Here is a 12,648-nt window from a genome sequence, read left to right on the forward strand (position 1 = left end):
TCACCTTCGGCGCCACCTCCCCCTGGCGGGGGAGGATTGGGGGTCGGATTCAGGCGTCGCCGACGATGGCGTCGATCGCTTCGGCCATCTCGATATCGCGCGGTGACAGGCCGCCTGCGTCATGCGTGGTCAACAGGATTTCCACGCGGTTCCAGACGTTCTTCCACTCCGGATGGTGGTTCGCGCGCTCGGCGATCAGCGCCACCTGCGTCATGAAGCCGAACGCCTCGACGAAATCGGCGAACACGATCGTCCGCGTGATCGCGTCGCGCGCATCGTCGTAATCCCACTCGTCGAGCCCATCGAGCGCCTCGGCCCGCTCGGTATCGTTCAGCGCTTCGATCATCGGGCTCTCCCTTGCCGCAACAGTTCGCCGACGCGTATGGCTGGCGGCATGAGCGGGCAAGCGACAATATCCGGGGAGGCCCCCGACGCCGACACGATCGAGGCCATCGCGCGGGCGACGATCGCCAGGCTGCCCGTGCAGTTCGCCGAGCATCTCGGCGACATCGTGTTCGCGGTCGAGGAGTTTGCCGACGACGAGACGCTGGCGGCGCTGGGCCTCGAACATCCGTTCGACCTGTCGGGACTGTATCACGGCCGCCCGCTCGGCGAGAAATCGTCGATGGACGTCGCGCCGATGCCCGACCGGATCGTGCTGTACCGCCGCGCGATCCTGGAGGAATGGATCGAGACCGAGGTGCGCCTCGACGATCTCGTCGCGCATGTGACGATCCACGAGATCGGCCATCATTTCGGCCTGAGCGACGACGATATGCATGCGCTGGAAGACGCCGCCGAAGATCGGGCCGCGTGAGCCTTCGCTTTCGCGACGTGGCGTGCGTACGGGGCGGAAGATTGCTGTTCTCGGGCGTATCGTTCGACCTCGAGCCGGGCGATGCGGCGATCGTCACCGGGCCCAATGGCGTCGGAAAATCGAGCCTGATCCGCATCGCCGCCGGCCTGCTCACGCCATTCGAAGGCGCCGTGACGTGTGACGCGAACAAGGCGTTGCTGACCGAAGCGAGCGCGCTCGACTCGGACCGCACGCTGATCGCGGCACTCCGTTTCTGGGCCGCGTTGGACACTGCGCCCGCCCCCGATACCCGGATCGCCCACTCCCTGTCCGCACTCGATCTAAATGCGCTCACGGATATTCCGGTCCGCCTGCTGTCGACCGGGCAACGCCGCCGCGCGTCGATCGCCCGCGTTGCTGCCAGCGGGGCGCCGGTCTGGCTGCTCGACGAACCCGCCAACGGGCTCGACACGGTGTCGATCGCACGACTGGAAACGCTGATCGCCGAGCACCGCGCCACCGGCGGGATCGCGCTGGTCGCCACGCATCAGCCGCTGGCACTTCCCCACGCGCAGGAGATCGCGTTGTGATCGCGCTGATCCGTCGCGACCTCCGCCGTAGCGTGTCGAGCGGCGGCGCGACATTGGTGGTCGCGTTCTTCCTGCTGGTCGCCACGCTGTTCCCCTTCGCGATCGGCCCCGACGCGGCGTTGCTCGCGCGGATCGGCGGCGGGGTGATCTGGACCGCGGCAGTGCTTGCGGCCTTGTTGCCGGTCGAGCGCCTCGTCGGTCCCGATCTGGAGGCGGGGGTGTTCGACCAGTTCGTCGTCCGCGGGATGTCGCTCGCGCTGGTCGCGTTGGCTAAGACGATCGCGCACTGGCTGAGCTTCGGCCCCCCGCTGATGCTCGCCGCGGTGATCGCCGCCGGCCTGCTCAACCTGTCGGCCGACACGCTGCTCCGCGTCGAGATCGGCCTGCTGATCGGCACGCCCGGCCTCGCCGCACTCGCGGTCGCGACTAGTGCGCTGGTCGCGGGCGTTCGCGGCGGCGGCGCGGTGACGGGACTCGTGATGTTGCCGCTCGCGGTACCGGTGCTGATCTTCGGCGCGGGATCGCTCGATCCGACCGGCGGCGCGGGCGCGATCAAGCTGCTCGCCGCGGTCAGCCTCGTTCTCGTTGCGGGCGCACCGTTTCTGGCGGCGGCGGCGATCCGCGCGGGCATGGACTGAGGCGATGAACATGACGGACGAACACGCCGGCCCCGTGCGCGTCGGACTGATCGGCTACGGGTTTTCGGGCAAGACCTTCCATGCCCCATTGATAGCGTCGGTCGCGGGGCTCGAACTTCGCGCGGTGTCGTCCAGCGATGCCCGCAAGGTGCAGGCGGACTTTCCGGGAATGGCGGTCCACGCCGATCCGCACGCGCTGATCGCAGCCCAGGAGATCGACCTCGTCGTAATCGCAACGCCGAACGAGACGCATGCACCGCTCGCGAGGGCAGCGATCGCGGCGGGGAAGCATGTCGTGATCGACAAACCGTTCACGCTCGATCTCGATGAGGGACGCGGGCTTGTCGCGCTGGCGGAAGATCGGGGCGTGCTGCTGTCCGTCTTCCACAACCGCCGCTGGGACAGTGATTTCCTGACCGTGCGCACCGCGATCGACGCCGGTGTCGTCGGCGACGTCACGCATTTCGAATCGCACTTCGATCGGTTCAGGCCGGACGTCCGCGACCGCTGGCGCGAGCGATCGGGGCCGGGCAGCGGTGTCTGGTATGATCTCGGTCCGCATCTGGTCGATCAGGCGTTGCTGTTGTTCGGCCTGCCGGACACGGTCCAGGCTTCGATCGCGACACAGCGGCCGGGCGCGATGACGGACGATTGGGCACATGTCGTCCTGTCCTACGGCGAGCGCCGCGTGATCCTCCAGGCGAGCATGCTGGTGGCGGGCGGCGTCGACCGGTTCAACGTGCACGGCACCGCGGGCAGCATGACGAAGCGCTGCGCCGACCGACAGGAGGCGCAACTTCTAAGCGGAATGCGGCCGGGCGACGCGAACTGGGGCGAGGATCCCGATCCGCTCGTGATCCACGCCGCCGACGGGCAACGCGAACAACCGGCGATACCCGGCGATCAGCGTCGTTATTACCTCGGCATCGCGGCGGCGGTTCGGGGAGCGGCGAAAAATCCGGTCGCGCCGATCGAAGCGCTGGCGGTGATGGCGGTTGTCGAGGCGGCGTTCCTGTCCGCAAAGACCGGCGCGGCGACGGCATTGGCGCTGACCGATCGCGAGCGGGACGCCGCAGCCTGCGCGCCATCGTCCGCGACTGTACAAATCTGAACGATCCGTCCCGCCGCCGCGCGGGTATCGAATGCGTCGCTTGCGAAGCACCGCCGGTCGGTTGCCGATCCGGATCTTCTCTGACAGGATTGCGACGTGCCCGACCCCCTTCACCATGGCCTCAACCAATCGCGGTGGCCCAAGCGGATCGGTCGGTTGATCGATGCGATCTGCCTGGTGGCGCTGATCGTGGTGATCGTCACGGTCATCTACGGCTTCTGGCTCCGCGCGATCTGGGCGCATGGCTATTACCTGGCGGTCGCGGTCGCGGTGCTGGGCGCGTTCGTGATCCTGATCGGGCTTGCGCAACAGGCAATCGCCGCGCGCGACGTGGCCACATGGCGCGACATGGCAGAATGGCAGATCCGCGCGGCGCGGGCGGCGGCGGGACAGGCCGGCGCGACGCAGGCGGACGCCGACGACGAGATCGAGGCGAATGCTGCCGCCTATTACGAGATCCTGATCGGGACGCTGGTCGCGCATGCCGAACAGGACGAGCGGAGCATCGTCGATGAGCGGTGATCCGCATCTCGAACTCGGCGAAAGCCTGCCGCGGTTCCTGTCGCACTGGCTGGCGGCGTGCTTCGGGCATTTCCTGATGGTGCTGCTGCCGCTGATCACCGACTGGGCGCAGGTGAAGAACGCGACCTGGCCGAGCTGGTGGTCGCTGCTGTTGTTCGCCGCGTCGACCTCGCTGGTGGCGGCGATCATCAACGCCAATTTGCCGGTGACGCCGCGCGAGATGATCAAGAGCGTCGCGCTGGGGTTCGCGCTGAACGCGACCATCGTCATGCTGCGGCTGGCGTGATTGGCGCGCGCGTGCCGCTGGTTTCGCGGCTGTTCTCGCGCGATGCGGCGCTGGACCGCGACCAGATCGCGCCGCTTCAGCTGCTGCGCGGACTGGCGGCGTCGGGCGTCGTCGTCGAGCATTTGCTGGAACGCTACGTTCGGCGCGGTGCGATTACCCACGACCTGCCAGATTTCACGACTCGGCTCGGCCAGACCGGCGTCGCCACCTTCTTTGCGATCAGCGGCTTCATCATGGTCTATATCGCGCTGCGGGAGGACCGGCCGCCGCCATCGGGCTGGTCGTTCCTGCGCAACCGCTTCCTGCGGGTCGCGCCACTCTATTATCTGACGACGCTGATGATCGTGGCGTTCGGCTGGCTGGCGCAGGCGATGGGCGCACGGACCATCGTCGCGGCGCGCCTGCCGAACGTGACCGAATTCCTGTTGTCGTTCGCGTTCATTCCCCACCGCGGCGCCAACGGTTTGATCCAGCCGATCTACGAGCTGGGGTGGACGCTGCATTACGAGATGTTCTTCTACCTGCTGTTCGCGGCGGGCCTCGCGGTGCTGGCGCGGCGCGGCGCGTTCCTCGTGCTGGCGGTGCTGGGGCTGCTTGTCGCGGCGGGGACCGGCATCGATGCGCCACCCGACCGGGTCGGCGTATCGGTCGCCGCTTATGTCTTTACGCGGCCGATCATGGCCTATTTTGCGATCGGGATGGTGATCGCGCTCGTCCGCCACCGGATCGGCGACCGCCTGCCGGTGCTGCCGATGTCGGTCATCGCGGTCGTCGCCGTGGCCGCGCTGGGAGTCGCCACTATCGACCCGAGCCAGATCGTCGCAATGGCGGCGATCGCAGGAGCGGTGGCCGTAACCGTGCTCACGACGCCCGCGACGACGCGGCGGTCGGACGGGTTCGCGGCCTTCTCGCGTGCGTTCGGCAACGCGTCCTACAGCATCTATCTCACGCACAGCTTCGTGCTGGGCGCGTTCGCGTCGGCAACCGTATCGATCGTTGCATACGGCCTACCGGCGCTGCTCGCGATGGCGGTGGTCGCCTGTGCAGTGTGCTTCGGCGTGGGGTGGCTGTCATGGCGGTTGATCGAGCTGCCGATCGCGGAAGCGTTGCGTGGACGACGTCCGTCCAGGGCCGAACTCGTCGCGCCTTGAGGTCAGTTGACGGTAGGCGATATCGGCAGGACGCGGCGCTCTGGAGTCGGCGGCAAAGCGCTGCCGTCGCCGACTTCGGGACCACGCGGCAGCACCCGCCGTTCGCCAAGGCTGACCGTCGGCACCGGGGAATCGTCGGGCAAGCTGGCGCGATAGCCGTTGAGGACGGGTCGCTCGCTCGGGGCGACCGCGCCGGATGCGGTGGCCACCGTCGCCGTTGCGTCCGTCGCCGTCGGGGTAACGACCGCAGCGGGCAGCGTCATCGCAGGTTCGTTACCCGCATAGACGCCGCGAAACGCACCCCCTCGCCCGGCCGGACCGTTCCAGCGGTAGAAAATGTGCGCGCCGATCGCCGCGACCTTTTCCAGGCTCGATGCCCAATACGGCACGACATAATTGGCGTGATAATGCGTCGCCCAGCCCACCGGCGCGAACACCGCGCCGCCCAGTGCCGACGTCGCGATCCGCGAGGCGCGCAGCCAGCCCTTCTGCGACGGTAACCGGCCAAGCGCACCATCGCAGACGAAGGTGAACTGGCAGCCGGTCCTGCGTTGCGATCCGTCGAGGACGACGCCGCAGACCGTCTTGGGATAGGCGGGATGGCGCACCCGGTTGAGGATGACCTGCGCCACCGCGCGCTCGCCATCGTCCGATTCGCTGCCCGCCTCGTAATAGACCGCCATCGTCAGGCATTGCAGCGAACGGCTGTAATCCTCCGCCTTGCCGGTCCGCAGCGCGAAGGTGGACGCGGACTCGACGCGCTTCGCCACGGTCGGCGCGGCGGCGTTCCAGGCGACCGCCTGCTCGGGCGTCAGCGGGCGCATCGTCTTCGGCGCGAACGGTGCCTCGATTCGCGCCGTGCTCGCCCAGCGCGTGCCGCCGGTCGCGTCGAACGTCTTGTCCGGTGGCGTCCCGAGGCTGACGACCGCGACAATGATCGATCCGCCGATCAGGATCAGCGCCAGCAGGGCGGGCACGATCACGCCCAGATGAAACCGACGCACCGGCGGCAACGACGAAACGGTGTTCGGATCGAGGATCAGCGTCGAGGGCGCCGGCTCGTGCGACGCGGGCGCCTGTCGCCGAATAAGGTCGAGAAGAGCCATTGCTTCGTCGGGTGTTAGTGAATTGAAGCGCACCGCGCCAGCGCGTAACGACGGGCGATCATGGTCATGCCCCTCGTCCTGCTGCTCGCCGCACCGCTGTTGGTCCAGTCCCAGAAACCCAATGGGCCGGTGCCGCAGGCTTCCGCCCCGCAAGCTTCGACCTCGCAAGTATCCGCGGGGCCGCTCGCCGGGGGGTTGTTCAGTGCTGGGCAGTTGCGGCAGCGCTGTTTGTCCAACGTGCCGGCCGACGCGTCCTATTGCTTCGCTTATATCACCGGCGTGCATGACACGGTCCGCGCGTACGAGGCGTGGCTGAACCAGCGCGAATTCTGCGTGCCGCGGCATGTCCCGCAGGGCGATTTGCGCCAGGCGTTTATCGACTATCTGCGCGACAAACCCTCCGACCTGTCCGGCGAAGCGGCCTCGGTCGTCGTCGTCGCGCTGAAGATCCGCTACGCCTGCGGTAGCGGCGCGCGCGGGGCACCGCCTGCCCCGGCTCGGAGCGGCAAACCCTGACCCGCGCTAGCTGCTCCGGCCCAAGCCAGAGCAGCGGTGCGGCTTATTTCGACGCGTCGTCGTAGCGATAGCGGTAATAATCGTAGGACTGGCCGAAGCCCGCCTTCTTGGCGTTGTACTTGGTCATGACGCAGCCGATCACGGTGCCGCCGGCGCGGAGCAGGCGGGACACGGCGTTGCGTGCCTGCCCGAAATGCGCGCTTGAGGCTTCAGCGACGAACACGGTGGCCTGCGCGGCGGCCGTCAACTGCGCCGCGTCGGCGAGTGCAAGAACCGGCGGGCCGTCGACGATCACGACGTCGTAATCCGCCTCCAGCGCGGCGAGCAGGTCCTGCATCGCCGTCCCCGCGAACAGCGTCGCGGGATCCGGTGGCAGGCGTCCGCTCGGCAGGAAGCTGAGCCCGGGGAACGCGGTCGGCAGGATCGACGCGCCGCGTTCGGTCATCCGAGCGAGGACCGACGAGAGGCCGATCTCGGGCAAGGTGATCCCCAGCGTGCGGTGCAGCGACGGACGCCGCAAATCCGCATCGACGAGAAGGACGCGGCGGCCGAGCCCGGCGAAGTCGCGTGCGAGCGCGAACGAGGTGGTCGACTTGCCCTCCGACTTGCTGCTGCCGGTGACGAGGATCGACCGCGGCGGCCCCTGGTTCGACGACAGTTCGATCGACGTCCGGATCGCGTGATACGCCTCGGCGATCTCCGACTTCGGATTGTTGAGCGCGTCGAGCGGCGAATCGCCCCGCGTGTCGGGCACGACGCCGAGCAGCGGGATGTGCAGCTTCTGCTCGACATCCTGCGGATCGCGGATCGAATCGTCGAGATAGTCGCGACCGAACGCATACAGCATCGCCAGCGCGAGCCCGGCGATCAGCGCGAGCGCGACGTTCAACAGCGGCCGCGGCGACGTCGGACGACGGGGCTGCTCGGCGGTATCGACGCTGGAGACGTTGTTGGTCGTGATCCCCGCCTCGGCGCTGACTTCCTTGTAGCGCTGGAGCAGGCCCTCATAGAGCTGGCGGTTGGTATCCACCTCGCGGCGCAGGATATTGTAGCGAACGCTGCGGCCCTGTTCGGCAAGCGTGGCGCCCTGAAGCGCGGTGACCTGCTGGATGAGCGCGCGGTTCTGACGTTCGGCGGTCAGATACTGGTTCTCGATCGACTTGCGCGTTACCTCCGCAAGCTGGCGGATCTGCTGGTCGAGCGTGGCGATCTCGGCAAGCGCCTGGATCACGACAGGGTGGTCGGGCTTCAGGCGACGACGGACTTCGCTGAGGCTGGCGATATCCTCCGCGCGCTTCTGCGACAGGCGCTGGACCGCCTCGTTCGCCTGCACTTCGGGCAGCGACATCAGCGGCGCACGACGCGCCTGCTCCCACCGCGCACGTGTCCGCAGGCGGTTGGCCTCCGACGTCGCCGAGTCGGCGTTGAGCTGGATGAGATTGGCGGTGACGAGCGAGCGCGGCGCGTTGTCCGCTTCCTGCTGGCGCGCACCGGCACTGGCGTCGATCAGCCGCGCGGACCGGGCATAGGCGATCAGGTCGCGCTCCGACCCTTCGAGGCGCGTCTTGGCGAGGCCGAGCTGGTTCTGGAGGAACCGGCGGGAATAGGACGATGCGGAGAATTTCCGCTGGATATTCCCCTCGATGAAGTTGGTCGCGTAGCTGTTGGCGATCTCTGCGGCGAGTGCGGGGTCGCGGCTGGTGAAGATGATGTGGACGACGCGCGAGTTGCGGCGAAGGTCGATCGTCAGGTTCTTTTGCAGGACGTCGACGACCTGGTCGGCAAGGCTGGCATCGCCCGGCTTGATCTCGATCTGGCGCGCGCCGGTCATCCGCTTGAGGAAGTCGTCGTTCGCACTCAGCGCAAGGCTGTCCGAAACGCGGCGCGCGATCGCCCGGCTGTTGAGCACGTCCGCCTGCGTCTGGAGGAAGCGATCGGCATCGCTGCCGGCGACCTGCGGCTCCGAATCCTCGGTGCCGAGTACCTTCGCGACCTGCTGGTCGATCTGGATGCTCGACTGCGCGGTGTACTTGCGCGGCATCAGCAACGCGGAGGCGATGCCGAGCATCAGCGCGACACCGACGATCGCGATCATCATGTATCGATTGCGGAAGATCGTCGCCCAGACTGCGCGAAGATCGATCGCCGGTTCGTCCTCCTCGCCCTCAGGCACGGAAAAGTCCTCGCGCTCGGCGAAATTCGACCCTGGGGCCGAACCGAAGTTCCGCCGGTCGTTCGGCGTGAGAGCGCCCTGAGAGACGTCGACACTCCCCATGAGTCAGTTCTCTTCCTGTGGTCTTAGAATTGCGCGAAGACGCCGAAGCCCGCGAGCAACGGTGCCGCGCGCAGAATGTCATGCCAGGCCGACTTGCCCGTCGAATGGCCGACGATGATCGTGTCGCGAGCCGCGATCGCCGGATCGGCATCGTCACCGCGGCGGATCCGCTTCAGATCGAACACCGCGCCCATCCGCTTGCCGTCGATGTAGCGGATCACGATCACCTCGCGCAACGACGCGTCCTCGCTCTCGCCCTTGGCAAGCGCGATCGTGTCGAGCAGCGTGGTCGGCCCGGAAATCGGATAGATGCCCGGCTCCTTGACGTCGCCCTGCACGGTGACGCGCTGCGCGACCGAACTGGCGACGGTGACCGTGACTTGCGGATTGACGTAGAACCGCTCGGCCAGCTTTGCGGCGAGCAGGTCGGCGAGCTGCGTGCTGGTGTTGCCGGCCGCCTGGATCCGTCCGATCAACGGCATCGATATGACGCCGGCGGCATCGACGACGACCCCGCGCGTCGAGATGTCGGCTTCTTGGAACACGACGATGTCCAGCGTATCGAGCGCGCCGATACGATAATCCTGCACCCGGGGCGCCCCCACAGGCGCCGGGATCGTCTCATACGCGGCTTCGCCGGTTCGGAGATTAGGGCCGACATTATCGTCGGCGCACGCGCCGAGCATGGCGCTCAGCGCGACCACCCCTATCAAGGTCGCTCGCATCCGTTGATCTTGCCCCTTTGGAATGACGAACCCTCGCACTACCCGGTGCACTCGGTCAAGCGTCTAACCTGTGTTACCGGCACCGGCACGACGTCACTGCCCGGTCGCGGCGGTTATGCGGACCGAATCGATCCAGAACACGCCGGGCTGCCCACCACGCTCGCGCAGGTTGAGCCCCAGGACCTGCACCGGACAGCTGGTTTCGACCGTGACGACACCAGCCATCTGCCGCCAGCCGGCCCCTCGCCCGTCGAGCGCGATGCCGTCGGTCGTGATCGTCGCCGGTCGACCGGCGCACGTCAGCGAAAGCGTGGCCGGCACGTCGGAACCGCGAACCATCGCGCTCACCCGCCAGCGGCCCGGCGGCAAGGTGATCGCCTGCGCCAGCGCGGTGCCGCTCGACAGCCCGTCCGAGACGATCTGCAGTGCGTGGCCGCTGCCGTCCGCGCCGCGATCCGCCGGGATCACGCGTACGCCCGGCAAGCTCGGTGCGCCCCAGGCATAGGGGATGACCCCACCCGGCAGCGGTGACGGCAACGCCTCGAACCCGCCATCCGCGACCAGTCCGCGGCCACCGCTCGCGAGCCAGACCTGACGCGCGCCGGCCACGTCGCCCCTGTCACCGAGCTGCCAGCGGATCAGCGTGGTTTCCAGCGGCGTCGCGGCGACGCCCGCCTTCTGCAGCTTGCCAAGAAACTCGAGCGTGCGCGGCACCGATTCGGCAGCATCCTTGGCGATCAGGTTGAAGAACCCCTGCCGCCATTTGGGCGCATCGCCGAGGCGCGCGACGACCGCATCGACGCCGCCGGGCGACAGATAGGTGCGGCGCATCTGAGGCATCAGCGCGTCGGGCAGCTGGGCACGGCGCAACAGCGCGTCGATACGCTCTGCGGCGACACCCGTGCTGCCAACCTCCAGCGCGCGTTCCGCCAGCCACAATTGCATCAGCGTATCGCGCCAGCCCAGCGCGGCGCCCGCCTGTAGCAACGCGCTGCCGCGCACCGGCTGGTCGATCGCGAGATCGGCATAGCCGTGCGCGCGGACTGCCCCCGCGTCGATCGGGTCGATCGCCAGCGCACGGGCCGCAGCAGCGCGTGCCGCGGCTGGCTGGCTGGCGAGTTGCTCGGCATTGGCAAGCGCCGACCAGGCGCTGGCGGACCACGGCGAGACCGTCGTCGCGGCCGCGGGCTGGCCGCGCAACGTCAGGAAGCGCCCGGCCGCATCGCCACTCGCCGCCAACCCGATAATGGCCGCGACGATCGTCATCGTTATCGTCGAGGGCGTCCAGGCGAAGGAAGCGGTCGTGCGGGACTGCGGACGACCGACCGCGGCGATCAGGCCGAGCGCGGCGCCGAACAGGCCTGCGATCCCCGCCATGCGCAGTGGATAATCGACCAGGGAAAACAGCAGGATCAGCGCGATCGCCGCACCGCCCGCGACCAGTGTCGCGCGCTCCTGACGCGTGCCGGCGTGGCGATCGCCGCTCTGCCGGTCGCTCGCGCCGCGAACGCCTGCGCGGCGCCAACCCGATACGAGCGCGACGATCAGCACGATCAGCCCTGCCGCGATCAGGATCGCCGCGGGCAGCCCCCCTTCGAGGACGAGTTCGAGAAAATCATTGTGCGCGTGATTGACGCTCAGCGGCGAAACCTGCCCGAGTGGCTCGACGCTCCGATAGACTCGCTCGAAACTGCCAAAGCCGGTGCCGAACGGGAATGTCTCGCGGACGATGTAGAGCGAGTTCTCCCAATATTGATAGCGCAGTTCTTCGGCGACCGTGGTGAAGCGGGCGAACAGGCGCTGGACCAGATCGGTGCGCGACAACAGGAGACCGCCGACGACATAGAGCGCGGCGGCCGCAGCGACCGACTTGCCCGTGCGCCGAACGTCGCCGACCAGGGCGAATGCGACGATCAGCGAAATCGGCAGCAACAGCAACGCGGTGCGCGAACTGGTCGCGAGAATGCCGAGCGACAGGAAACCGATGACGCCGAGCATCCCGAGCCGGCGCGCCGCCCCCGTGCCCATCACGCCCGGTACCGCAGCGAAGACGATCGACACCAGCAGGAACGTCGCCTGGTGATTGCGGTTGACGAAGAAGCCGACGCCGAACCCGCGATGCGCGGTTTCGTACAGGACCGGCGCGCTGCCGCCTGCCGCGACCTGCAGCGCGGCGAGCACCGTCGAGATCACCGCGGCAATGACGATCAGCCGCAGCATCGTCACGCGCGACTGGAGCGGAAGTACCGCCACCGTCAGCATCGCGGCCAACGGCACGAGCAACGTGAGCAACGCGGTAAAGGTCGTATCGGGCGTCATGCTGAACGCGTGCCACCGGGTCGTCCAGCCGAGCAGCGTGAAGATCTGTACCGCCGTCTCGCGCGCCGGCAGGCCATGCCACCAGCTCGCGGGCAGCGGCACCAGTTGCGCCACCAGCACGAGCGCCGCAGCGGCGAACACCAGCAGGAAGCGGCTCAGTGCGACCGATCTCGTGGCGGTCGTCGCGGACGCAAGCGTATTGATTTCGGAGGGCGCCGGACGCGCGGCGCGGACGATCAGGATAAGCGCCAGAATTTGTGCGGCAAGTTCGATCAGCGGATAGCCAGTGCCCGCGCCCCCGCCGAACAGCAGGACCGCCAGGAACACCACCAACGGCGCATGGGCCCGCCATGGCGCCGACAAACCGAACCTGTCAGTGCGAGACCGTCCGCTCGACCTGCCGCCAGACCGGCCACTCTCTCTTCGAGAGCCGCGACGCTCATTCATGCCGCTCATGCGGAACGCCCCCACGCACTGTAGCGATGATGTTCGCTGCGGCACAGCATGACGATCATGTCCACCGGGTCATGCAATCTCGCGCTTGCCGTCAGCGATCGTACGTCACGTAAAGCCATCGATGGACCGCTTCGATAAGGACTGGGACAGGCAGGTG

At 67.8% G+C, this 12,648-nt stretch carries 13 protein-coding genes; 8 read left to right on the top strand and 5 right to left on the bottom strand.

What is annotated here, in order from left to right; translation table 11 throughout:
- Positions 1-49 precede the first annotated feature (49 nt).
- Complete coding sequence (locus C8J39_RS05785; RefSeq protein WP_055881974.1) at positions 50-346, bottom strand: 4a-hydroxytetrahydrobiopterin dehydratase; 297 nt, start codon at positions 344-346, stop codon at positions 50-52.
- A gap of 48 nt (positions 347-394) precedes the next feature.
- On the opposite strand from C8J39_RS05785, the gene C8J39_RS05790 reads away from it, so the two are divergent.
- The 7 genes from C8J39_RS05790 to C8J39_RS05815 all read left to right on the top strand — a co-directional run bounded on the left by C8J39_RS05790 (position 395) and on the right by C8J39_RS05815 (position 5,094).
- Positions 395-817 carry a metallopeptidase family protein gene (locus C8J39_RS05790; protein ID WP_243649736.1) on the top strand — a complete coding sequence of 141 codons (423 nt, stop codon included), beginning with the start codon at positions 395-397 and terminating at the stop codon, positions 815-817.
- Positions 814-1,386 carry a heme ABC exporter ATP-binding protein CcmA gene (gene ccmA / locus C8J39_RS05795; RefSeq protein ID WP_243649737.1) on the top strand — a complete coding sequence of 191 codons (573 nt, stop codon included), beginning with the start codon at positions 814-816 and terminating at the stop codon, positions 1,384-1,386. Before C8J39_RS05790 ends, ccmA begins: the two co-directional genes overlap by 4 nt.
- A complete protein-coding gene (locus tag C8J39_RS05800; RefSeq protein WP_120299577.1) occupies positions 1,383-2,024 on the top strand; it encodes a heme exporter protein CcmB in 642 nt (213 codons plus the stop codon). The genes ccmA and C8J39_RS05800 overlap by 4 nt, the downstream gene beginning before the upstream one ends.
- Before the next feature lie 10 nt (positions 2,025-2,034).
- Entirely contained in the window at positions 2,035-3,135 is a 1,101-nt protein-coding gene (locus C8J39_RS05805) for an oxidoreductase (protein ID WP_120299763.1), read from the top strand.
- A gap of 96 nt (positions 3,136-3,231) precedes the next feature.
- Positions 3,232-3,657, top strand: coding sequence for a hypothetical protein (locus tag C8J39_RS05810; protein WP_120299578.1), 426 nt, complete (start codon positions 3,232-3,234; stop codon positions 3,655-3,657).
- Entirely contained in the window at positions 3,647-3,943 is a 297-nt protein-coding gene (locus C8J39_RS18670) for a hypothetical protein (RefSeq protein ID WP_165895136.1), read from the top strand. The genes C8J39_RS05810 and C8J39_RS18670 overlap by 11 nt, the downstream gene beginning before the upstream one ends.
- Positions 3,940-5,094: an acyltransferase gene (locus C8J39_RS05815; RefSeq protein WP_183037932.1), complete on the top strand. Its 1,155-nt coding sequence runs from the start codon at positions 3,940-3,942 to the stop codon at positions 5,092-5,094. The genes C8J39_RS18670 and C8J39_RS05815 overlap by 4 nt, the downstream gene beginning before the upstream one ends.
- A gap of 2 nt (positions 5,095-5,096) precedes the next feature.
- Here C8J39_RS05815 and C8J39_RS05820 read toward each other — a convergent pair whose 3' ends face one another.
- A complete protein-coding gene (locus tag C8J39_RS05820; RefSeq protein ID WP_165895138.1) occupies positions 5,097-6,200 on the bottom strand; it encodes a cell wall hydrolase in 1,104 nt (367 codons plus the stop codon).
- Between the two features lie 60 nt (positions 6,201-6,260).
- Between C8J39_RS05820 and C8J39_RS05825 the strand changes: the two genes are divergently transcribed.
- Entirely contained in the window at positions 6,261-6,716 is a 456-nt protein-coding gene (locus tag C8J39_RS05825; RefSeq protein ID WP_120299580.1) for a Rap1a/Tai family immunity protein, read from the top strand.
- 43 nt (positions 6,717-6,759) lie between these two features.
- Here C8J39_RS05825 and C8J39_RS05830 read toward each other — a convergent pair whose 3' ends face one another.
- The 3 genes from C8J39_RS05830 to C8J39_RS05840 form a co-directional block, all read right to left on the bottom strand.
- Positions 6,760-8,889: a GumC family protein gene (locus C8J39_RS05830; protein WP_183037933.1), complete on the bottom strand. Its 2,130-nt coding sequence runs from the start codon at positions 8,887-8,889 to the stop codon at positions 6,760-6,762.
- Positions 8,890-9,014: 125 nt separating this feature from the next.
- Positions 9,015-9,716, bottom strand: a complete 702-nt coding sequence (locus tag C8J39_RS05835) for a polysaccharide biosynthesis/export family protein (protein WP_082441380.1) — start codon at positions 9,714-9,716, stop codon at positions 9,015-9,017.
- A 93-nt stretch (positions 9,717-9,809) separates the two neighbouring features.
- Positions 9,810-12,362 (bottom strand): O-antigen ligase, encoded by a 2,553-nt coding sequence (locus C8J39_RS05840; RefSeq protein ID WP_183037934.1) that lies wholly within the window; start codon positions 12,360-12,362, stop codon positions 9,810-9,812.
- Positions 12,363-12,648: the final 286 nt, after the last annotated feature.

Source organism: Sphingomonas sp. PP-CC-1A-547 (assembly GCF_003610375.1).
In the GTDB taxonomy this organism is placed as follows: domain Bacteria; phylum Pseudomonadota; class Alphaproteobacteria; order Sphingomonadales; family Sphingomonadaceae; genus Sphingomonas.